Annotated in this window: 17 protein-coding genes; 4 read left to right on the top strand and 13 right to left on the bottom strand. The window is 52.0% G+C overall.

Translation table 11 applies throughout. From position 1 onward, the window contains the following. Nucleotides 1-160 precede the first annotated feature (160 nt). The 5 genes from gmk to NHAL_RS03680 all read right to left on the bottom strand — a co-directional run bounded on the left by gmk (nt 161) and on the right by NHAL_RS03680 (nt 9466). Nucleotides 161-805 carry a guanylate kinase gene (gmk, locus tag NHAL_RS03700; protein WP_083761435.1) on the bottom strand — a complete coding sequence of 215 codons (645 nt, stop codon included), beginning with the start codon at nt 803-805 and terminating at the stop codon, nt 161-163. 95 nt (nt 806-900) lie between these two features. Then, nucleotides 901-3960: a type I restriction endonuclease subunit R gene (locus NHAL_RS03695; RefSeq protein WP_238985431.1), complete on the bottom strand. Its 3060-nt coding sequence runs from the start codon at nt 3958-3960 to the stop codon at nt 901-903. A 71-nt stretch (nt 3961-4031) separates the two neighbouring features. After that, nucleotides 4032-5681, bottom strand: coding sequence for an RNA-binding domain-containing protein (locus tag NHAL_RS03690; RefSeq protein ID WP_013031827.1), 1650 nt, complete (start codon nt 5679-5681; stop codon nt 4032-4034). Between the two features lie 46 nt (nt 5682-5727). Beyond that, nucleotides 5728-7074 carry a restriction endonuclease subunit S gene (locus tag NHAL_RS03685; protein WP_162010816.1) on the bottom strand — a complete coding sequence of 449 codons (1347 nt, stop codon included), beginning with the start codon at nt 7072-7074 and terminating at the stop codon, nt 5728-5730. Then, a complete protein-coding gene (locus NHAL_RS03680; RefSeq protein ID WP_013031825.1) occupies nt 7067-9466 on the bottom strand; it encodes a type I restriction-modification system subunit M in 2400 nt (799 codons plus the stop codon). Before NHAL_RS03680 ends, NHAL_RS03685 begins: the two co-directional genes overlap by 8 nt. A 274-nt stretch (nt 9467-9740) precedes the next feature. Between NHAL_RS03680 and NHAL_RS03675 the strand changes: the two genes are divergently transcribed. Continuing rightward, complete coding sequence (locus tag NHAL_RS03675; protein ID WP_013031824.1) at nt 9741-10070, top strand: type II toxin-antitoxin system RelE/ParE family toxin; 330 nt, start codon at nt 9741-9743, stop codon at nt 10068-10070. Beyond that, entirely contained in the window at nt 10063-11187 is a 1125-nt protein-coding gene (locus NHAL_RS03670) for a helix-turn-helix domain-containing protein (protein WP_013031823.1), read from the top strand. Before NHAL_RS03675 ends, NHAL_RS03670 begins: the two co-directional genes overlap by 8 nt. A 329-nt stretch (nt 11188-11516) precedes the next feature. Here NHAL_RS03670 and NHAL_RS03665 read toward each other — a convergent pair whose 3' ends face one another. From NHAL_RS03665 to NHAL_RS03650, 4 genes are all read right to left on the bottom strand, one after another. After that, nucleotides 11517-12371 carry a YicC/YloC family endoribonuclease gene (locus tag NHAL_RS03665; protein ID WP_157862477.1) on the bottom strand — a complete coding sequence of 285 codons (855 nt, stop codon included), beginning with the start codon at nt 12369-12371 and terminating at the stop codon, nt 11517-11519. A gap of 68 nt (nt 12372-12439) precedes the next feature. After that, nucleotides 12440-13537 carry an RNA-guided endonuclease InsQ/TnpB family protein gene (locus tag NHAL_RS21740; RefSeq protein WP_013031821.1) on the bottom strand — a complete coding sequence of 366 codons (1098 nt, stop codon included), beginning with the start codon at nt 13535-13537 and terminating at the stop codon, nt 12440-12442. A gap of 107 nt (nt 13538-13644) precedes the next feature. Then, nucleotides 13645-16035, bottom strand: a complete 2391-nt coding sequence (locus tag NHAL_RS03655) for a phosphoketolase family protein (protein ID WP_013031820.1) — start codon at nt 16033-16035, stop codon at nt 13645-13647. Between the two features lie 137 nt (nt 16036-16172). Then, nucleotides 16173-16649: a hypothetical protein gene (locus NHAL_RS03650; protein ID WP_238985430.1), complete on the bottom strand. Its 477-nt coding sequence runs from the start codon at nt 16647-16649 to the stop codon at nt 16173-16175. 505 nt (nt 16650-17154) lie between these two features. On the opposite strand from NHAL_RS03650, the gene pap reads away from it, so the two are divergent. Continuing rightward, nucleotides 17155-18633 carry a polyphosphate:AMP phosphotransferase gene (pap, locus tag NHAL_RS03645; RefSeq protein ID WP_013031818.1) on the top strand — a complete coding sequence of 493 codons (1479 nt, stop codon included), beginning with the start codon at nt 17155-17157 and terminating at the stop codon, nt 18631-18633. On the opposite strand, the gene mtnC is transcribed toward pap, so the two are convergent. The 4 genes from mtnC to NHAL_RS03625 all read right to left on the bottom strand — a co-directional run bounded on the left by mtnC (nt 18630) and on the right by NHAL_RS03625 (nt 20980). After that, nucleotides 18630-19307, bottom strand: a complete 678-nt coding sequence (gene mtnC, locus NHAL_RS03640; RefSeq protein WP_041354620.1) for an acireductone synthase — start codon at nt 19305-19307, stop codon at nt 18630-18632. The genes pap and mtnC overlap by 4 nt on opposite strands. A gap of 3 nt (nt 19308-19310) precedes the next feature. Further along, nucleotides 19311-19853: a 1,2-dihydroxy-3-keto-5-methylthiopentene dioxygenase gene (locus tag NHAL_RS03635; RefSeq protein ID WP_013031816.1), complete on the bottom strand. Its 543-nt coding sequence runs from the start codon at nt 19851-19853 to the stop codon at nt 19311-19313. After that, a complete protein-coding gene (locus NHAL_RS03630; protein WP_013031815.1) occupies nt 19850-20476 on the bottom strand; it encodes a methylthioribulose 1-phosphate dehydratase in 627 nt (208 codons plus the stop codon). The genes NHAL_RS03635 and NHAL_RS03630 overlap by 4 nt, the downstream gene beginning before the upstream one ends. A 132-nt stretch (nt 20477-20608) precedes the next feature. Then, nucleotides 20609-20980 (bottom strand): hypothetical protein, encoded by a 372-nt coding sequence (locus tag NHAL_RS03625; protein ID WP_013031814.1) that lies wholly within the window; start codon nt 20978-20980, stop codon nt 20609-20611. A 256-nt stretch (nt 20981-21236) separates the two neighbouring features. Here NHAL_RS03625 and rph point away from each other — a divergent pair, with 256 nt between their 5' ends. Further along, the gene (rph, locus tag NHAL_RS03620) at nt 21237-21956 is read left to right on the top strand and encodes a ribonuclease PH (RefSeq protein ID WP_013031813.1); all 720 of its coding nucleotides are present in this window, start codon (nt 21237-21239) and stop codon (nt 21954-21956) included. Nucleotides 21957-21959 lie beyond the last annotated feature (3 nt).

Genomic DNA, 21959 nt, shown 5'->3' with positions numbered 1-21959 from the left:
AGTCTCGGCATTCGCTCCTGTGTCGCTCCGTAGTTCATTGCCTTTGACCTCAGCGCCTGGGGCTGAGAAATGCACTCCAGGGTGAGTCGCTTTCGCTTCAACTTCAAACGTAGCCCCGAAGGGCTGAGGCTGGTTGAGCCAACCAACTCATTCGAAAAGTTCAGGACGAACTTGGAGAATTAGTTGGGCGACGACTCAACAATAACTCACCTAGCAAGGGCGTTAACCGCTCCTCTTGCCGGAGACGCAACAAACGCCGGCCTCGAATAATGGCCATCAGATCCTCAAGCGCCGTCTCAAAAACATCATTGACCACGAGGTAGTCAAATTCATTATAGTGAGAAATCTCTGTACGGGCGTCCCGCATCCGCCGGGCAATCACGGTTTCCCCATCTTGTCCCCGCAGGCGCAGCCGACGCTCTAGGGTCTCCCGGGAAGGGGGCAGAATAAAGATGCTCACACAGTCAGGAAACCGTGCTTGCACTTGGCGTCTCCCCTGCCAATCGATCTCCAGGATAACATCCATACCCTGCTCAAGAAGCCCAGCCACCTTCTCCCGAGCCGTACCATAATGGTGATCAAACACCTGGGCATGCTCCAAAAAGGCACCCGCCTGTTGCATGGTCTCAAAGGCGGCGTCATCAATGAAATAATAATCCACCCCATCCCGCTCCCCTGGGCGGGGAGGACGGGTCGTATGGGAGACTGAAAGGCAAACACCCGTCATGGAATCCACCAACGCTTTGACTAGGCTGGTTTTCCCAGCGCCAGAAGGGGCCGCGACAACGAATAGGCTACCAGGCATCATGAATCATTTTTAGCGGAATACTGAAAACCCACCATTATCTTATTCTTTTTTATTTTCTACCATCCCGCATCCCAATACCGAGTATCGACCTTCTACTCCAGCAAATGCCTTAGGCTCTGTTGCAGAGATGATTTGAACGCCGGATCGCTAGCCAGCAAGCGGTACAAATCCAGATCCATTTTCCGGCGCTCGAGCATGACTTCCTCGAAGATCTTCTCGAAGGCCAAGGTGCGGTTATCCGCGTCCTGGTTGTGCTTGTATTTGGCTTCAAAGTCCGGGTGGGCCTGGATGCTTTTGATGATACTGAGGAACTTCACCCGCTGTTCTTCCGGCGTGGCCTCCCAACCCTGGAACCAGCGTTCGTTAAAGCTTTGGATAATCTCATCAAGAGGATCCTGTTCTTCGCCACCTCCGTGAACGCCCCGAGGATTGGGGTTAGTGGGGTCAACTTCCGTCTCGGATTCATCCAGCCCAATGGCCTGATTCAGCTTGACCCGTTCCAGGCCATAGGAAGACAGATCGACGGAGTCCAGCAGGGCATCGATTTCATCGGCATCCTTGCTTTTAACCACCAGCTTGGGAATCAGGAACTTCAGAAACCAGAACAGCTTCTCCCAGGCAACCACTTCATAGGGCATAATGGACGCCATCTGGCCATAAATCTTCACGAATTGCTTGGCCTTGATTTTGAAGTCCGCCTTTTCCTCGTCCTCCAGGCCCAATTCCTGGTTGAAACGCGCCGCGGCGGTATCCATCAGGGGGCTCAATTGCTGGGCATCGGCGTTGTCAAAGTACAAGCCGACAAACGCTTCCACCTCGCGCCATTCGTAGACCCCCACATCCCCCAGGGCATCCTTGAGTTCGTGCAGCACATTGACATCCGTTGCCTGTGACAGGCTGGTGGCGGTGTAGAAGGGATCAAAGGCGGCCTTGATGTCCTCCACCGTGTTGAAGAAATCCAGCACGAACAGGTCTTCCGTCTTCTTGCCCCACTGGGGAGCCGCCCGGTTGAGGCGGGACAGGGCCTGCACGGCCAGGACCCCTTGCAGTTTTTTATCCACATACATGGCGGTCAACTTGGGCTGATCGAAGCCGGTGAGGTACTTGTTGGCCACCACCAGCAGGCGGTACTCGTCCTTATCGAACTTATCTCGGGTGTCCGCTTCAGGAAAGCCATTCATCTCGGCCTCGGTGTATTCAATGCCGTCTACTTCTTTGGCGCCGGAGAAAGCCACTAGCGCCTTGAAAGGGTTGCCCCGGTCCCGAAGGATGCACCCAATCGCCTGGTGATAGCGGATGGCGGTTTCGATATTCTGGGTAATCACCATGCCCTTGGCCCTGCCCCTGAGCTTTTTGGCGTTCACCACCTGGGGGATAAAGTGCTCCAAAATGATCTCGGCCTTGGCGTTGATGGTCTGGGGATTGCGCTCCACATAGGCCCGCAACTTCTTCTGGGCCTTGGCGGTATCGAACAGGGGGTTGTCCTCGATGGATTTTTGGATCTCGTAATAGCTTTTGTAGGTGGTGTAGTTGGCCAGCACATCGAGAATAAAGCCCTCCTCGATGGCCTGCTTCATGGAGTAGAGATGGAACGGCTTGAAGCTGCCGTCGGGCTGTTGCTGCCCGAATTTCTCCAGGGTGCTGTTCTTGGGGGTGGCGGTGAACGCAAAGTAGGAGGCATTGCCCCGCATCTTGCGCGAACGCATGGCGTTCAGAACCTTATCCTGAGGGTCGCTCTGATCGTCTTCGTCATCGGCATCCCGCCCCATGGCCTGATTCATCTTGCCGTGGGCGCTGCCATCCTGGGAGCCGTGGGCCTCATCGATGATGACGGCGAAGCACTTATCGCTCATGTCCTCGATGCCATCAATGATAAACGGGAATTTCTGGAGGGTGGTGATAATGATCTTCTTGCCCTGCTCCAGGGCCTGTTTAAGGTCTGAGGAGCGGAGGGCCGGGGCGATAATGTTCTTCACCTCCGAGAACTCGCGGATGTTCTCCCGCAGCTGCTTGTCCAGCAGACGCCGGTCGGTGACCACAATCACCGAATCGAACAGGGGCGCATCCAGCCCCTTGGCTCCCCGGACATGGGCAGAGACCGGGTAGGTCTCGATTAGTTGGTAGGCGGCCCAGGTAATGGAGTGGGATTTCCCGGAACCGGCGGAGTGCTGAATCAGGTAAGTCTGGCCCACTCCCCGTTCGCTGGCGTGGGCCACCAGCTTGCGGACCACATCCAACTGGTGATAGCGGGGAAAAAACAGGGTGCGCTTGGCCAGGGAGGTTTTGCTGCCGCCGTCGAGGCGCACAAAATGCTGGATGATGTTGGCGATGCTCTCCTTGCTGAACACCTCCCGCCACAGATAGGCGCTTTTATGGCCGCCGGGATTGGGCGGATTGCCGGCGCCAAAGTGATGCCCCTTATTGAAGGGCAGAAAGAAAGTGCTTTTCCCGGCCAACTTGGTGGTCATGTACACTTCGTCGGTATCCACCGCCATATGCACCAGACAGCGCCCGAATTGCAGCAAGGGCTGGGTGATGTCCCGCTCCAGGCGATATTGCCTCTGGCCGTGGTAGCGGGCGGTCTGGCCCGTCCAGGGGTTTTTCAGCTCCAGGGTGGCGAAGGGCAGGCCGTTGATGAACAGCACCAGGTCGATTTCTTCCAGCGTACGGGTCAGGGAATAGCGCACCTGACGGGTGCTGCTGAAGAGGTTGGCGCTGAAGTTCTCCTTGACCTTATCCGAGCTGCTGGCCAGGGGCGGAGGAAACATCAGATGGAAATGGGCGTCATCAATGCTCAGGCCCCGCTTGAGCAGGTGCAGCAGCCCGTGCTTTTTCACCAGCCGGTCGAACCGCTCCAGAATCTTGCTCCGCCAGTCAGGGTGGTGCTTTTTGAGCTTGTCCAGTTCCTCGGCCTGGGCGCTCTCCAAAAACTGCCAGAAAAGTCGGGTATCGACCGCATAGTGGGCATTGAAATCCGCAGCCTGCCCCAACTTGTAACCCTGGTTCGGGCTGAAGGGCACCTCCCTTATCCCCTCCCTGATGGCTTTTTGTTCTTCCAGACAGGTGCCGGTCAGATATTTCTCTATGGTAGCCTCTAGGGCCTGTTCGTTGGTTTGGCTGACCATGGCGGACTTCTTAATTCTTATTTCCAAGACAGGCGCTCAGTCAAATGACGCCTTTAGATTAACATCCTGTATAATGTCTAAAAATATCTAAAAAATGTCTAAGAATTGGATTTAGACATTTGCCAGTCCTTCCCTTTTGGTTCGATTAAACCCTCATTTTTCAAGGCCTGGAGCAGATTTTTAATCTTGTGGTTCTTCTGCTTTTCGTCTAAAACGTCTGGGAGTTTGTCTAGCAGCAAACGGTTAATGTCTGCTCGCTTTGCCGTACCAAACCTCTCAATATACTCGCAGATGAGCTGTTTGTAGTGCTGATCGTCGAAACCACGATTACGGATATACTGGGCTCTCTCGTCGCTATGGCGGGCTACACGAGCGGAAATGTGGAAATTCGGCTTGCGCCCCTCTATAAGCCCCTGCTGTTTAAGATATTTTGCCTGTTCATCCGTTAGAGGTTTACGCTTTTGAACGCGATCAAGCAACATGATGTCATCGAGTGTCAAGTCTGGCAATTCAGCCAATTTGCGTGCGTAGTTCACATCAATCACACGCCCGGTAATAGTTACCTGAACCCTGCACTTATCCAATAGGTATTCCGGCAACGGGAAAAAGCGTTTCTTCTGGATAACGAACATCTTACGAATACCACTGCCGATGGTATCGATCATATTCAAGTTGACCATGGCATCGGTCAGGAAACGGTTGCGGTAACGCGACTCTGGCGCATCTGAGTGAATCACATGCTCTACCGAACCGGGAATAAAGCTGCCGGGGTTACTAAAACACAAACGGCCATCTTCAAATTCCACGACCGAAATTTTCCCGCCCAATTCATAATCCTGATGGGCAATGGCATTATTCAGAGCTTCGCGGATAATAAAAGGGTCGAACTGATCAACTTCTTCTGGAAATAGCGTCCCCTCAGCCATATAGCGATATTTTAAATTGCGGATCTTGTGGAATACCTGCTCTACACTCAGCAATAAGGGACAGGAGAAGTGCTCGTAATCACGCTCCAGTCCATCCCGGTCTTTCAATATCCAGGTAATTGTTGCAGAGCCAGGATTCAGCCAGTGCGAGGATTCTGGCTTACCCAAAAGCAAAATCGCAGTACGAGTAACCTGCCCATTGATCGTCAACTTGGCTTTGTTTAGGAAGGTCGCATTGTCCCAGCTTTCTATTTCTCCAGATAATTTGGGGTGTTTGGTGGCGTACTCACGTCTGGCGAGGGTAATGGCATCCTCGTTCAGTTCATTAACGGTTGCACCGTGACAGATTTCGGCGCTCCAGTCATACGCTCGATTCTGAGCCCGGATTCGCTCAATCTCCTCAAGGTTAAGCGGCCCCAATGACTCCCCATCGCGTCCGTAATAGTGGCCCTCCCAGGCGATGGGGAGACCCTGCGGTGCGGCAGGAATTTCAAACAGAATCACCCGACCAATTGGATGCTCTACCGTGTAAATGTCGACAAACGTCAACCGGTTGGTTGTCTTGTCTGCAATTTCTTTTTTGAGTGACAGCAAGTCTTTCATTTGTATGCGGAACCGAGTTCCAACCACTTTCCTGCTATCCTTTACCCCGAAGAGCAACCAAGCCTTATTGAGCCCTTTTAAATTGGCTTCGTTACTGAGAGCCGAAAAATACTTGCCGAGTTTTTTGAAATCGTATGAATGTCTGGCTTCTTTAAATTCAACCACCTCGTTTTCACCAAAGCTTTTGAGTAGCTGTTGAAGCTTATACTCTGGATTCATTTCGGCTCTTGATATTGGCATTCACAGAAACGTTTATAAATTGTTATCAAGCCACCTTCTCTTCCCTGCGGGCCGGTTCTCCCACACCGGGCACCTTGATCTTGCCGGTGACGGCGCTGTTGATGAGGGTGGCTTTGTATTCCTTGAGTTTGGTAATTTGTTGTTCGAGGAGAGTGATGCCTTTGTCCAGTTTGGCGGATTCGGTTTCGATGTAATCTAGGATTTCAAGCTGTTCATCATAGGGGGGGACCGGACAAGAAAAGTTGCCAATTTGATCTGTGCTAATATGAGGAACACTGATACCAGTTAGCATCGGTTCAAAGTACGAAAGGAAGATGTTACTTGACAGCGTATTTGACACATACTTTGTGCATACACCAGATTTTCCCCTGATTCGGACAACTCTCTGGAGAAGTAGACAAGGCAAGTCTTCTTCATCTATTAGAGACAAACGTATACCCGAAGAAATCCAAGGCCTATCCATAGCCATAACCAAGTCACCTTTGGCTAAGTTATACTTGGAATAATCTGCTGCTTCCTTTTTTGGCCAATAAACCACTTCACCCCAATCTGTATTTCCAGGATTTACATTAACTCCCCTGAGAAGTTTGATATCCTCAGAATTACTAGAGTATAAAGAACTCTTAAAAGCAAATCCGGGAAGCATATCTATATGGTGCTTAAGCTTGGCGAACTTCCAATGTTTCGGCACATGTCCAATCCACTCCACTCCGGAATCCCGCATGGGCGCATCCGAGTTGAGGCCACGGGTGACGGCGTTCTGGATCAAGATCTGCTTGCGCTCTTTGAGCAGGGTGATCTGCCGTTCCTTGATGTTGACAGCTTGCTCGATCTGGGCGGTTTTGCGGTCGAGGAAAGCAGCGATGGCGGTTTGTTCTTGTTTTGTGGGGATAGGTATACGTTGAATACCTATAAAGTCCGCGCTTGCCCGCGGCATCTTAGAGCCGTAAGTAGACGCATTCACTAAGTCTATAAACGATGAAGAAGTCATCAAGTACCTGAAATACTTAGAGCTTCCTTGTCGCGCACGATAAACAAGAAATTCAGTTGAGCAAAGCCCCTCCACTTCAGTTAGAGCCACTTTGGATAGGTAAGGTCTCAGCTTTCCGAATAAAATATCGCCAGCCAAGAACCTATTTGCCATCCCCTCAACCTCTGATGCTGTTTCAATGAAACGGCCAGTGAAGGACTCAACATTTTCCATGCCAATGTATTTTAAATTGGACTGGCGTGTTATCACTTTTTCGGATGCTAAACTCAAAGCATATTTTAGCGGTACAACCTGCCAGTGAGATGGAATTTCACCCAGCCACTCCACGCCGGAGTCTTTATAAGACTCATAACTAGGCATCGTTATTCGGAAATCACTCACCCTCCACCCCCGAAACCTCTTCCACATCAATGCCCAAAATATCGGCAATCAACCCCTCGGCCTGCTGCTCCAGGGCGATAATCTCCCTGGCTACCTCTTCCATACTGCGCAGGGGCTGGTGGCGGTAAAAATATTTATTGAAGCTGATCTCGTAACCGATTTTCACCGAATCCATATTGATCCAGGCTTCACTCACATGGGGTTTAACTTCGGCTTTGAAGTACTGGTGAATATCGTCCTTCAGGGGGATGGTTTCGCTATCGCGCAGATCCGAACTGCTTTCATAGGTGAGGTATTCGTCGGGCTTTTCAGTTGCATAGTAGCCAAAATCGGCTAGCTCGCTTTCCTCGCAGCCCAGCCGTTGCAGCAAAGTCCGTAGTTGATCCTGGCTGAACTTCTCCACCTTCTTGATGACTTTCTCGGCGTTTTCGTCATACTTGCTAACGGCGTTGAGCAACTGGTTCTTATCGCTGACGCCCAGTTTGACGCCGGTTTCCTTGGCCAGGGCCTTCAGCGCCTTGTCTACTCGCGTTTTGAAGCGGTTAAAGTCGTTGAACTCGTCGGTGCCGATGACTGCCATCAAATGCTCGGCCATCTGAACCAGGGTATGGTGCTTCCGCCAGGTCTCCAGGTTCAGCAGTTTCTTGCGCTGCTTGGCGTTGAGATTCAGCGCCTGTTCTTCGCACCAGGCGAGAATGGCCTTTTCGTGCTCGGCCAGGGTACCTTTTTCATAAACCCTGTCCCCCCATTGTCCATAGATCCAGGCCATGGGCTCTCCTAGGGCCTTGTCGAAGCGCAGGGTTTCAATGCGTTCGGTACTGAATTGGGCCTTGCGCCGGTCCGGGCGTTCGATGGCGACCTTGTAGTAGCCGAAATCGCGATTGTCGAACACCTGGGCGGCGATGCCCTCGGCCCCCGCCGGGCGGTCGATGCTGGCCAATTCCAGATAGGTTTGAGTGATTTCGCGGATATGTTCCGGGGCGAACTCGCAGTTCTTGTTGCCCAGGTTCTTGCGCAACTTGCGGTAGAGCCGGCTGGCGTCGATCAACTGCGCCTTGCCCCGGCGGTGCTCCGGCTTGTGGTTGCTGAGCAGCCAAATATAGGTGGTGATGCCGGTGTTGTAGAACAGGTTGTTGGGCAACTGGATGATGGCTTCCAACAGGTCGTTCTCGATGATATGGCGGCGGATGTTGCTCTCGCCGCTGCCGGCGTCGCCGGTGAACAGGCTGGAGCCGTTGTGGACCGAGGCAATGCGGGAACCCAGGCCTCCTGCCTGGGGGGCTTTCATCTTGCTGATCATCTCCATCAGGAACAGCAGTTGGCCGTCGCTGGAACGGGGGGCGGCATCGACGGTTTCCACATGGCCCCAATAATCCTTGAGCTGCACCTTGAAGCGGGGGTCGATGACCTCGCCGCCGTCCTTGATATATTTCTGTTCGCCGGCCCAGCTTTTGCCATAGGGGGGATTGGAGAGCATAAAGTCGAACCGGTTGCCGGCGAATTCGTCCGTGGATAAAGTGGAGCCCACCCGGATGTTGGCCGGGTTGTTGCCCTTGATCATCATGTCCGACTTGCAGATGGCGTAGGTCTCGTCGTTGATCTCCTTGCCGTAGAGATACACATCGCCGCTGGCGCGGATGGCGCCCTCTTCATCCTTGATGAAGTTTTGGGACTCGGTGAGCATGCCGCCGCTGCCGCAGGCCGGATCGTAGATGGTCATCACCGGCGGCAGCTTGTCCTTGACCGGATCGAAGACCAGGTGGGTCATCAGCTCAATCACCTCGCGGGGGGTGAAGTGCTCGCCGGCCTCTTCGTTGTTCTCTTCGTTGAACCTGCGGATCAGCTCCTCGAACACATAGCCCATCCCCAGGTTGCTGAGGGCGGGCAGGCGGTTACCCTCCGGGTCTTGGGCTTCCTCGTGGGTGAGGTTGATGTAAGGGGAAGTAAACTTCTCCAGCACATCCAGCAGCACGTCCTTGGCCGCCATATGGCGCACCTGGGCCTTGAGATTGAACTTGCCGATAATCTCCTTGACGTTGCCGCTGTAGCCGCTGAGGTACTCTTCCACATTGGCCAGCAAAATCTGCTGGTTGTTGGTGGCGGTTTGGTAGAGCTGTTTCAGGGTCCATTTGCTGGCGTTGTAGAACACATAACCCGAGGCCGCCTGCAAGGCGCTGTCCTCCAGCTCGGTCAGTTTCATCTCCTTGCGCTGGAACCGGACTTCCTCCAGCACGGCAGCCTTGGTGGGTTCAAGCAGGGCATCCAGGCGGCGCAAGACCACCATGGGCAGGATCACATCCCGGTACTTGCCCCGAACGTACACATCGCGCAGGCAATCGTCGGCAATGGACCAAATAAAGGACACCAATTTGTTATGGAATGCGTGGTTCATCGAAAGTTTTAAGGGTTAAGGTTGAAGTGTTAAGGGAAAAAAGGGTTAAGTTTTTGCTTTCCTTAACCCTAAACGGAAGCGGAGGGAAATTATTCGATGTTTTGGATCTTCTCACAAAACAAAAATACATTTAAAATCAATATCTTGATGTCTATTTTGCTAGCAATTAAAATAATACTACCCATGGGCCATATTTTATGGCGTACATACTGAATTGGACAAAAATATCAAAATAATTTACCTAATAGGTAAAGAATGCTAGAATAAGGACACCTTGGAAATCCTGTTCGGAAACAAAAAGGTTAGAGAGCTATGCGAGCAGCGGCGTATAGCCGAGAAGAAGCTCGGCACGCAGTGTGCTCGCAAATTGCGAGCACGACTCAGTGATCTTGAGGCTGTCAGCCGAGTAACTGAGCTCGTCGCTGGAAACCCTCACCCTCTCAAGGGGGACCGACAAGGACAATTCGCTCTCGATCTGGCAGGAGGCTGGCGTCTGGTATTTAGCCCAGCCAACGAGCCTTGCCCTATGAAGGATGATGGGGGTATCGATTGGGCTCAAGTGACCATAGTTTGTATTGAATATATAGGGGACTATCATGACTGAGTTGAGTGCTGCATTTGCGCCAGACTGGGTCTCCCCGCCTGGCGAATCCATACTTGATATATCTGAAGAGCGCGGCTGGACACAAGCTGAACTTGCTCAACGTCTGGGATACACAGAAAAACACGTCAGTCGGCTTATCAACGGCAAAGTACCACTTAGCGTTGATGCTGCACTTCGTCTGGAGCGCGTAGTCGGTGGGACAGTTGATTTTTGGCTATCTCGCGAAGCTAATTATCAAAATCATAAAGCGCGACTGGAAGCAGCCGAGAAACATGCCAACTGGGTATCCTGGCTTGATGATTTACCGGTTAAAGAGTTGATGGACAACGGCACCATAACGAAGCAGCGCTTGGTCGGAAAGAATAAACCAAGCGTAGTTGAGTCGTGCCTCCGGTTTTTTGGCGTTGCATCACCAGATGAGTGGAGAGCACACTACGGCGGTATGCAAATGGCATTTCGGAGAAGCCGAGCTGAACAATGTGACGTAGGCGCGATCTCGTCTTGGCTAAGACTGGGAGAGCAGCAAGCGGAACAAGTTGACGTGCCCAAGTACAATAAAGCTCGCTTCGAAAAGGCTTTACGCGTGATTCGCACATTTACATGTGACCCGCCTGAAGATTTTGAGCCAAAGATGAGACAACTGCTTTCGGAAGCAGGTGTAACATTTGTCCTAGTACCCGCTATATCAAGAGCCCATGTAAGTGGAGTTGCTCGGTGGTTAGGGCCTACACGACCTCTAATACAGCTTTCCTTATACGGTAAAACTAACGATAAATTCTGGTTTACTTTTTTTCATGAGGCTGCGCATATCCTGCTGCATTCTGGGGGTAAAGAAGAGAAGAAATCGGTCTTTCTCGATGACCCTAATGCAACACATACTGACGATCCGCAAGAACATGAGGCGAATAGTTGGGCTGGAGACTGGTTAATTCCATCTCAATATAGCGGTAGATTGACTAGCTTAACTAGCAAAGCGGACGTGCGTCATTTTGCAAAAGAGATCGGAATTCATCCAGGTATAGTGGTAGGACGTTTGCAGCACGATGGAGTAATACCGCCGTCATGGATGAATGATCTTAAGCAGAGTTTCAAGTTCAAAAAAGCGTCTACTGATTAAATGTTTTAACGAGACTTCCACACTCGATTCTTCACTAAAAGGAGCGATGGGCGCACGCTTCATTCTGGCATAAATAACGCTGCTGTCCGCTCTCACTTTTGCCACGTTTGACCACTCGATCAGTTTTCGTACGGTTTTGTCGTATAGCTTTCCCATTCTCCTGCCTCAAAAAATTGGGGAGTACAATCTCATCTATAAAACTATAGCGAGATATTACTCCCCATTACTACCCAAACTTGGCAGGACTTACACGAACACGATGACAGTCAAAATATGTTAAGTCATTGAATGTTAATGGTTATAAGAACAAACAAGAGCACTATAGAACATCACTCGATATTCTGAACTTGCTCCCGGACTTGTTCGATGAGCACCTTAAGCTCCACTGCATCTTGGCTAATCGCCACATCCACGGACTTGGCGGCCAAGGTGTTGGCCTCCCGATTCAGCTCCTGCATTAAAAAGTCCAAACGCCGGCCCACGGGTTCCTCCCGCTGAAACACTTGCCGGACTTCAGCCATATGGGCTTGCAGCCGATCCAGTTCTTCCGTGATATCGCTTCTTTGGGCAAAAAGCACCAACTCTTGCTCCAACCGCCCAGGCTCCAGTTCTGCTTGAACCGTCTCCAATCGAGCGTGCAAGCGTTCTCGAAAACGGGTCATGGCTTGGGGCAATTGGGCGCGGACCCGCTCCACAATCGCCTCGATTTCGCCACAGCGCTGGGTCATGAATACCACTAAACGGGCGCCCTCGGCGGCCCGGGTCTCTACCATCTCATCTAAAGCGCCCGCCAAGGCAGATAAGGCTTCGGTTTTCAGCCGCTCCACATCAAGCGCTGGGCTTTTCAGCACTCCTGGCCAACGCAGCACTTCCAGGCTATCGAGGGGCGCCGGGTGATGGGCGAGGGCATCGATCTCTTCACAGAGGTGGACCAATTGGCGGGTTAATTGCTCGTCGAGGGAAAACTTTATCGCCGCCGCTGAAGGAGAGAGATAACGCAAGGCGCAATCGACTTTTCCCCGCCTAAGCCGATTGCTGACTAATGTCCGGACCTGAGATTCAATGAAACGCAATTCCTCCGGTAAACGCACCGAAACATCCAAGTAACGGTGGTTAACCGAGCGAAGCTCCCAAGTAAAAGTCCCCGCATCACTTTGTACCTCTTGACGCGCAAACGCTGTCATGCTGTAAACCACAGGCCATCTCCAGGCGTAATATCATAAAATTGCCTTATATTGACATCCTTCCCGCCCTAAAGGAGGGGAATTCCTTCCGCAAGACGGCGATGCCCCGCCGCGAGAATGTTCATGGCTGCGTTCACGTCTCTATCGTGATGCGCCCCACACTCAGGGCATGACCATTCTCTTATTCCAAGACCTGCCCTACCTCTCGGACTACTGTTGCTGATACCGCCACAGCACGAACAGGCTTGGGTAGTGTACGCTTCGTTGATCTCTACAAACTCGGCTTGCATCGCTTTCGATTTATAATCAAGCTGAGTTTTCAGTATAAACCCGCCCGCATCTAAAACAGATTTAGCCATTTTAGTTTTAGCAAGGCTGGAACTGCTGACATTACCCACGACGATGAATGCGTTTTCATGAACCACTTGGGTTGTGAATTTATGGAGGGCGTCTAAACGCCTATTTTTGATCTTGGCATGGATAGCCTTTACCCGTTTGTTCTTGTTGGCGCGTTGCGCTTTGGCCAGTTGCGCTTGCCCATTACGGTAGAAACGATACGCTTCCAGCTTCAAACCGTTGCTGCAAGTGGCGGTATCCTTTAAACCCAGGTCAATCCCCACCTGCCCGGTGGCAATGGACTGCTCAAGAGCCACTTCGACCACGATGTTGAAATACCAGCGTCCGCGGGCATCTTGTGAGAAAGAACCGGAGCGGAACGCCTGCTGAGACAAGCCGTAGCTGTCCCATACTTTGAAGGAGTGGCTGGCAAAGTACACCTGACCCTTCTTCCATTTGGCGGCGCCTTTCTTGAACGGTATCCAACCTAATGAACGGCGCGGCCCACCAGAAACACGCCAGCGGAGCTTGTCGGTTTTGAATTGTCTGCGTGATTTGTGGTGCGCGGCAATCACTTCCTGCACGGTGGTGGAGTGAATAATAAAGCCGCGCTCCAGCTTGATGCTTTTTAGCTGCTTTTGCAGCTCGTATGCCGTGAATGAGTTGCGGATATAACCCACACCGGGAACAGGCACATAGGAATCATCCGCCGTGATTTCGTTAGCCCCATTCCAGACCTGATTGACTTCAAAGGCCATGCGCTCAAGGACTGGCTTATGCTTATCCTTGACTCTGACTTTCAGGGTTTTTATGTTGGCCTTAAGTTTCATCACTTAATATTAACAGAACCGCCCTACATCCCCTCCCTGAAGGAAGGGGCTTTGGGCGGAATTTCGGTAACTTGAACAAGGAGGTAGAACCAGCAGGGCCAGGCAGTTTACAAGGGCCACTTCCAGTTGCGGATTTCCGGCTTGTCAGTACCATACTCGTAAGCATAGTTGCGGCATTCAATTTGCCTGTCACGCAGTGTTTCCTTGGCATGAGCGCCCGCCACCTGGAGTGCCGGGATACGGTTGATGACATCGATAGCCAAGCTAAAGCGGTCCACTTCGTTCTGAATGGCCAATTCCAGGGGAGTGTTAATATTGCCCTTTTCTTTGTAGCCGCGAACATGCAGGTTGCGATGGTTGGTGCGTCGGTAAGCCAGGCGGTGGATAAGCCAGGGGTAGCCGTGGAAATTAAAAATAATAGGCCTGTCCACGGTAAATAGGCTATCGAAGTCCCGGTCCGAAAGCCCGTGGGGGTGCTCGCCGGCGGGGGTGAGGGTATAAAGGTCCACCACGTTGAGAAAGCGGATCTTGAGATCCGGGAAGGACTCACGCAGCAGCGCCGTCGCCGCCAGGGCCTCCTGGGTGGCCACATCACCGCACCCGACCATCACCACATCGGGCTCCGTCCCCTGGTCATTGCTGGCCCAGTCCCAAATACCGATACCCTTAGTACAGTGCTTGATGGCCGCATCCATATCCAGGTACTGCAAATGCTTTTGCTTATCCGCCACGATCACGTTGACATCGTTGCTGCTCTTGAGGCAATGGTCGGCCACGCTGAGCAGGGTGTTGACATCAGGCGGCAGGTAGATACGGGTCACGGTGGGACTTTTGTTCACCACCAAATCAAGGAAACCGGGGTCCTGGTGGGTAAAGCCGTTGTGATCCTGCCGCCAAACGGTGGAGGTGATCAGAAGATTAAGGGAGGACATCGGCGCTCGCCAGGGGATATCCTCGGCGATATCCAGCCATTTAGCGTGCTGATTGAACATGGAGTCGATCACATGGACAAAGGCCTCGTAGGTGGCGAAAACACCATGGCGGCCGGTGAGAAGATAGCCCTCCAGCCAGCCCTCCAGGGTATGCTCGGAGAGCATTTCCATTACTCGCCCGTCAGGGGCAAGCTCCCCCCCATCGGCATCCTCCGGTAGATAATCCGCGAGCCACGTCTTTTTGCTGGCTTCATAGACGGCGCTCAATCTATTGGAGGTCGTCTCGTCAGGCCCGAACACCCGAAAATTATGAGGGTTATTCTCCATAATATCGCGCAGGAACTCGCCAAGGGGCCGGGTGTTTTCAACCTCCATCTGGCCTGGCTTCGGCACCTGGACAGCGTAGTTGCGAAAGTCAGGTAGGCGCAGCGCTTTACGCAGCAGGCCACCATTGGCATGGGGGTTGGCGCTCATCCGCCGGGGTCCCACCGGGGCCAGGGCCTTCAACTCGGGGATGAGCCGACCACTGGCGTCAAAATGCTTCTCCGGTTGGTAGCTATGCATCCACTCTTCCAGCATTTGCAAATGGGCCGGATGGTCCCGCATGCCGGACAAAGGCACCTGGTGGGAGCGCCAATAACCTTCCACCTTATGCCCGTCCACTTCCTTGGGGCCGGTCCAGCCCTTGGGACTGCGGAGTACGATCATGGGCCAGCGGGGCCGGCTTGCAATACCCCTGCGGCGAGCTTCTTCCTGGACCCGACGGATCTCGGCTACGCACTGCTCCAGGGTCGCCGCCATCGCCTGGTGCATCAGCTCCGGATCCTCCCCTTCCACGAAATAAGGGGTCCAGCCGTAGCCCTGAAACAAGTTCTCCAATTCCTCATGGGAGATGCGGGCAAGAAGGGTCGGATTGTTAATCTTGTAGCCGTTTAAATGGAGGACAGGCAAGACGGCCCCATCTCGAATGGGATTGAGGAACTTATTGGAATGCCAAGCGGTGGCTAACGGCCCCGTTTCAGCCTCACCATCCCCGATCACCACCGCCGCGATGAGATCCGGATTGTCAAAGGCGGCGCCAAAGGCATGGGAGAGGCTATAGCCGAGTTCACCCCCCTCGTGGATGGAACCGGGGGTCTCGGGGGTACAGTGACTGCCAATGCCACCGGGGAAGGAAAATTCCTTGAAGAAACGGCGCATCCCCTCTTCGCTCTCCCCTTTATTGGGGTAGGCCTCTCCATAGACTCCCTCTAAGTACACCGGCGCCAGCACACCGGGAGCGCCGTGACCCGGCCCGGCAAGAAAGATCATGTTGAGATCCTGCTTCTTGATAAGCCGACTGAGGTGGATGTAAATGAAGCTAAGCCCAGGACTTGATCCCCAGTGGCCGAGGAGCCGCTGTTTGATATGCTCCGGCTTAAGAGGCTCCCGCAATAAGGGGTTATCCTGGAGATAAATCATGCCCACGGCAAGGTAGTTGCAGGCCTGCCAATAAGCGTGGATCTGCCTCAGTTCTTCCGCTGCTAAGGGACCCCTCTGCGCCTCCGATTTCGCCGTGACAGACATGTGGGCTTCCTCCTCACCTGGTGTTTAAACGTCTCTCCTATTCCATTATGGGCTTAGGGAGGCCTATTTTGAAGGCGTGTCGAGAGCAAATCCATTGGCAATTGATTTTAAAAATGTTTTTAGCGAGGCGTTAGAGCTTAACGGGCTGTCACCAGAAAATAATGAGGGTCCCCTTCCTGAAAGAGCTCAATAGACCCGGAATAAGAGCGGACTTCTCCTGGATCGAGAACAGCTTCATCTGCGGTCAACGCCGTACTGATGATCTCTGCTGAGCCAATCTGAATCCCTACCTGGTCGAAAAGGAGGATTTTTACTTCAGGGTGTATCACCGACAAGGTATCATTTTGCAATACTACCCGGTATTCAGTAGCGACTTTCCCTTGGGCCTTGATCAGGGTAAAAATAATATTCCGTAGGTATTTGTGAGTAATAAGGATGGCCTTGTCATACTCCAAAGGCACTAAATGTGGTAGCCGCCCTTGAAGCAATGTCTTCATCTCACCCTGCAGCTTTTCCAACGCTTCAGTTGTTGCCGTCAACTGCCGTGCCTGCTTATAAAATTCTGCCGAAATCTGATCATTTTCTGCAGACAATTTAGAAGTGTAGAGCCACATGAGCAGAATTATTAATGAGAATAAAAAAATGAGGCTACCGAGAGCAATCTGAAGTAATTTAATTTTTAGCTCGCTCCGATGCCGCCTTCGCGAACGGCTTATATAGGGTTGAGAGAGCTGAGGGCCAGGCTCTGTAGTAGGTCTGTCCCCCTTCGGTTTTAGTCGAGTCTGCCCCTCGATAGGCGACAAGGAATTTTGCCGCATCTCACGATTATCCATTCTTGTCCCGATGACTCACGGTTTGATAAATTCCAATACCTGGCTGTTCATCTTGTCTTGGTGATGAAAAACCCAAGCTAGTCCTCCATGACCCTTCCAAATTACGTACCAACATAAAAATATAGTTACATTTTCGATACTTAGGTCTACCTTAAGTGAGTGAGCATCAGGATTTTTTACACCTTATCATTATTTTATCAGCATAATATAAATTTTTATTATTATTTTCATATGCTTAGAAAAAATAACTCAATGTTTATTTTTTTTACATTAAAGGAAGAACCCCATGCTCGAGGCGGCCAAACAAGAGCATAGACTCTCCAAAGCAGAATATAAAAAGGCGCTCCCCCTTTTACGCACTCGCCTATTGTCAATACAACAAAGGCTAATCAAAGCAGACTTTCCCGTCATTATTCTGATTTCGGGAGTGGATGGAAGTGGCAAGGGCGCGATCATCAATCGGCTTAACAAGTGGATGGACCCCCGGTACATTCAAACCCATGCCTTCGGCCCTCCCTCGGATGAAGAGCGGGAGCGCCCCCCCCATTGGCGATACTGGCTCGCCTTGCCTCCCAAAGGGCGCATAGCTATCTTTGCCGGCTCATGGTACAGCGATCCTCTCTCCCGCTATATGAAAGAGTTGATGGATTTCAAGCAAATGGAGAAAGCACTGACCCGCATTTGCAAACTGGAAGAAGAACTCATTAGGGACGGTGCCTTAATCCTCAAATACTGGTTACATCTTAGCAAAACCCAGCAACGCCAGCATTTCCAGAAGCTGATGAAGAATCCCAAAACCCGTTGGCGGGTCACCCCGCGTGATCTGAAACACCTTGAACTTTATGATAAATTTTGCGCCATTGCAGAGTACACGCTCAAGGCCACCCACACCGCCGAATCCCCCTGGCTGATTGTAAACGGGAGCAACCCCTATTCCCGGGATCTTAAAATCGGCCAAGATCTCTATCACCGTATGAGCGCCCATCTAGAAGCACGCACCTTAGCTACTGTCGCTCCCCTGCCTCCTCCGGTGAAAACCCATTCGGTCAGGGAAATGGACCGACTTAGTGCCCTCGACCTCACCCAGTCTCTCTCGAAAAAAAGCTACAAAACCCAACGCAAGCACTACCAAGAGAAGCTTAGCCGGCTAGCGCGACGGGCCAATAAAAACCAAATTTCTAGCCTTTTGGTGTTTGAGGGCTGGGATGCCGCTGGCAAGGGGGGCAGCATTCGGCGCATTACTCAGGCCCTGGATGCCCGCTACTATCGCGTTATTCCCTTTGCCGCCCCCACGGACGAAGAAAAAGCTCACCATTATCTTTGGCGTTTCTGGCGCCACCTGCCACGGGCTGGCCGGATCACCATTTATGACCGTAGCTGGTATGGGCGGGTACTGGTGGAGCGTATCGAAGGCTTGGCCACCCCTGAAGAATGGATGCGCGCCTATGGGGAGATTAACGATTTTGAGGAAGAACTGACAGAGCATGGGATTTTGGTGATTAAATACTGGCTGCATATTAGCCAGGACGAACAACTACGCCGTTTCAAAGAGCGGGAGAAAATCCCCTACAAACAGTTTAAAATTACCGAGGAAGATTACCGCAATCGGGAAAAATGGGAAGAATACCAGGCAGCCGCCAACGAGATGATTGCGCGCACCCACACCCCCTATGCCCCCTGGTATTTAATCGAAGGCAATGACAAGCGCTTTACCCGGATTAAGGTCTTAAAAATCTTCTGCGAGCAGCTAGCAAAAGCCCTTTAGGCGGCGAAGGAGTCAAAATCACGCACCTGGAGATGGGATGCCGTGGGACTGAGTTCCCCCTCCCGAACCAACCATACGGTTTGCATTCCCACCTTAGCTGCCGCGTCCAACTCTTCCTCCACATCAGAAAGAAAAAGAATTTCTTCAGGCCGAAAGCCAATGATTTCAGCAATATAGCGGTAAGAATCGGGTGCTCGCTTAGGGCCGGTGCGGGTATCAAAATAGCCATCAAAAAGGGGTGTCAAGTCACCCCCAGGCGTATGGGCGAATAATAGTTTCTGGGCCTGAACGGAGCCGGAGGAGAAGACATAGAGTTTAAGCCCCGCCTCACGCCAAGCACGCAAATTGCGCTCCACATCTGGGTAAAGATGACTGGTAAAATCACCTTGCTGATAACCTGCTTCCCACAGCAGCCCCTGCAGGGATTTCAACGCTGACACCTTGGCATCCGCGTCGATCCAAGCCAGCAACTGGCGAATAATCCCTTCTTGATCCAAGCGCTCACCGGGGATCGCCGCCCGCACTTCCTCCAGCAAGGGCGCCACCTTGGGATCTTCTGCATGTTGTTTCACAAAGTCTTCCATCCGTTCCCGTGCGTAGGGGAATAGCACGTCCTTCACGAAAGACAGGGAGGTGGTGGTCCCCTCAATATCCATAACAATCGCCCGGATCACGGTTTATTGACCCAAGCGGGGAAACCGGTCCGCAATGTCGTCGCCGGTAAAATCGGCAACCCACCCCTCTGGTGTGGTAAAGAGTCGGATACATTTCAAGTTTGGATTTTCCCCCATATCAAACCAGTGGGGTAGGCCCGCGGGCACGCTAATAAAATCCCCCTGCTCGCATAGCAAGGCGTACACCTTACCCTGAGCGTGGAGATAAAATTGTCCCCGCCCTTCCACGAAAAAGCGCACCTCAAAATCGCTGTGGGTATGCTCGCTCAGAAATTTTTCCCGAAGCGCCTGCTTTTCCGGATGATCAGGCTTAACGCTAATCACATCCGCTGACTTAAATCCGTATTCCCGGCACAGCCGGTCCACGGAAGCCTGATAGGCCGCCAGGATTTCCTCCTGGGAAGCCTCCGGGGCCAAAGACTGTGGTGTTTCCCACCGTTGGAAACACACTCCGATCCCGTCCATGAATTTAGCAATCTCTTCAACTCCCCCATAGGTCTCAACCTGGTTGGGGTCATTTTCATGGTAGATTTTCAATAGGCTCATGGGCTTGCTAACCTCCGTCTGAGCACCTCACACTCAAACAAAAATTCAAAGGCCTCCACGTGGCGGCAGGCCTCCTCTACACTACGCCCCCAAGTATACAAGCCATGTCCTGCAATAAGATACCCAGGGCTGTCTGGATTCTGCGCCAAATAAGCGTCCACCGCCGCCGCTAAGCGGCCCATATTTTGGTCATTGGGGAAAATAGGAACCCGTACGGTCGTCTCGTGGGTCTCTATTCCGGAGAAGGCTTTCAGTACCTCATAATCGCTCAGTATCAACTCACCCGATAGCATACGGGACAGCACGGTGGAGTAAACCGAATGGGTATGGAAAACGGCATTGGCTTCAGGAACACGCCGGTATAGGGCGGCGTGGAGCAGTGTCTCGGCGGAGGGGCGCTTGCCGGTCGTTAAGGAACTACCCTCCAAATCCGCAAGCAGCATCCCTTCGGGGCTCAATTGGCCCTTATGCCAGCCGGACACGGTGATGATCATGCAATTGGAATCAATGCGCGCGGAAAAATTGCCGCTGGTGGCAGGAACCCAACCGCGCTCAAAAAAGAAATGGCCAACTCTTACCAATTGCGCGGCAGCTTGTTGGCAAAGAGCATTCTTTTCATCCAAATATCACGAATCCTCTATAACAGGAATATCTTGCTCTATACAGGGCTAATGCCCGATCGCTGGCGCCGCCACGACTGGGGTACTGGTCTCCCCCCACTAAAGGGGGGAAGGCCACGGACAGTTCATAACCGCCTACCAACGCCGCTCAATGCTGACGGTGGGTTCTTGCGGAGTTTTATGCCTCCAAGGTTGGGGCATTTTTTCATTACAGAACACCTCTTCTGGGCAAGGAGGGGAGAAATCAGAATGCTGTGATAATGATAAGGTAATAACCTGCCACTCCTCTAAAAGCTTTCCATACACCTTATCGCTTTCCGCTTCATCTTGCACTTCTGGGTGTTCCGCCAACAATTGCAAGTGATGAACAATGGCCCGGGCGGTCTGGGAACAAGGATGGGTCATAAAGCGAGTCATGAGATAACAGACCGTAGCTTCCAATCCATAAAAAGCAACCTGTGGGCTGGTCTTTCTTAATGGCATTTTATTAGGCATTGAGTTGGGCATCTTGGCTCTCCTTAGACGTTGCCTCAGCTTTTGTTCAATTGGGGGCACTATCGTAAATATACTATTAAATATACTATCATTTAAATGATAATAATTATCATTAATAAATCAAGTCAAGCACTATTCCGCGCTATTTTTCTTCCTTCCCTCCCTCATGGAGACCTAAAAGTTATAATATAGATTTTTGAAACCCTCATGACTCTCAGAAGAAGTTATGATGATATGGGTTTTTTAAAATCCGGAAAGGAAATCAACCATGAGACCAAGCGGCCGCGCCCCAGACGAATTACGCCCTATCCGCCTTACCCGCCACTACACCAAATATGCCGAAGGTTCGGTATTGGTAGAGTTTGGCGATACTCGAGTTATCTGTACCGCTTCGGTCGAAGACCGAGTTCCCCGCTTCCTAAAAGGCAAAGGACAGGGTTGGGTAACCGCTGAATATGGAATGCTCCCCCGCTCTACCAATATCCGAATGGGGCGGGAAGCCGCTCAGGGGCGCCAAGGGGGACGCACCATGGAGATCCAGCGCCTTATTGGCCGCTCCTTACGGGCCATAGTGGATCTCAGCGCTTTGGGGGAAATCACTGTGACTATTGATTGTGATGTCATCCAGGCTGATGGGGGCACCCGTACCGCCTCCATCACAGGGGCTTATGTGGCCCTAGTGGATGCAGTCGGCAGCCTTCTCAAAAAGAGGGTCATTGCCCATAGTCCTATTCATGGCCAGGTAGCCTCGGTATCGGTGGGTATTTGTGAAGGGAGACCCGTACTGGACTTAGATTATATAGAAGATTCCACAGCGGAAACCGACATGAATGTGATCATGAACGAGGCCGGTGGGTTTATCGAAATCCAGGGAACGGCCGAGGGCCATGCCTTTCGAATGAACGAGCTGCAAGCCATGTTGGAGTTAGCGAAAAGCGGAATTGGCACTTTACTTGCTAAACAGACGGAAGCCCTTGCCAAGAATTAAACC

Source organism: Nitrosococcus halophilus Nc 4 (assembly GCF_000024725.1).
Lineage (GTDB): Bacteria > Pseudomonadota > Gammaproteobacteria > Nitrosococcales > Nitrosococcaceae > Nitrosococcus > Nitrosococcus halophilus.
Note: the sequence above shows the minus strand (reverse complement) of the source record. Positions and strands in the feature narration are given on the sequence as shown.

What these genes read in the sequence shown, in the direction of transcription:
- gmk (WP_083761435.1), bottom strand. Translation starts at nt 805, where the DNA reads ATGCCTGGTAGCCTATTCGTTGTCGCGGCCCCTTCTGGCGCTGGGAAA.
- NHAL_RS03690 (WP_013031827.1), bottom strand. Translation starts at nt 5,681, where the DNA reads ATGAATCCAGAGTATAAGCTTCAACAGCTACTCAAAAGCTTTGGTGAA.
- NHAL_RS03680 (WP_013031825.1), bottom strand. Translation starts at nt 9,466, where the DNA reads ATGAACCACGCATTCCATAACAAATTGGTGTCCTTTATTTGGTCCATT.
- NHAL_RS03670 (WP_013031823.1), top strand. Translation starts at nt 10,063, where the DNA reads ATGACTGAGTTGAGTGCTGCATTTGCGCCAGACTGGGTCTCCCCGCCT.
- NHAL_RS03665 (WP_157862477.1), bottom strand. Translation starts at nt 12,371, where the DNA reads ATGACAGCGTTTGCGCGTCAAGAGGTACAAAGTGATGCGGGGACTTTT.
- NHAL_RS21740 (WP_013031821.1), bottom strand. Translation starts at nt 13,537, where the DNA reads ATGAAACTTAAGGCCAACATAAAAACCCTGAAAGTCAGAGTCAAGGAT.
- NHAL_RS03655 (WP_013031820.1), bottom strand. Translation starts at nt 16,035, where the DNA reads ATGTCTGTCACGGCGAAATCGGAGGCGCAGAGGGGTCCCTTAGCAGCG.
- NHAL_RS03650 (WP_238985430.1), bottom strand. Translation starts at nt 16,649, where the DNA reads ATGTGGCTCTACACTTCTAAATTGTCTGCAGAAAATGATCAGATTTCG.
- pap (WP_013031818.1), top strand. Translation starts at nt 17,155, where the DNA reads ATGCTCGAGGCGGCCAAACAAGAGCATAGACTCTCCAAAGCAGAATAT.
- NHAL_RS03635 (WP_013031816.1), bottom strand. Translation starts at nt 19,853, where the DNA reads ATGAGCCTATTGAAAATCTACCATGAAAATGACCCCAACCAGGTTGAG.
- NHAL_RS03625 (WP_013031814.1), bottom strand. Translation starts at nt 20,980, where the DNA reads ATGCCCAACTCAATGCCTAATAAAATGCCATTAAGAAAGACCAGCCCA.
- rph (WP_013031813.1), top strand. Translation starts at nt 21,237, where the DNA reads ATGAGACCAAGCGGCCGCGCCCCAGACGAATTACGCCCTATCCGCCTT.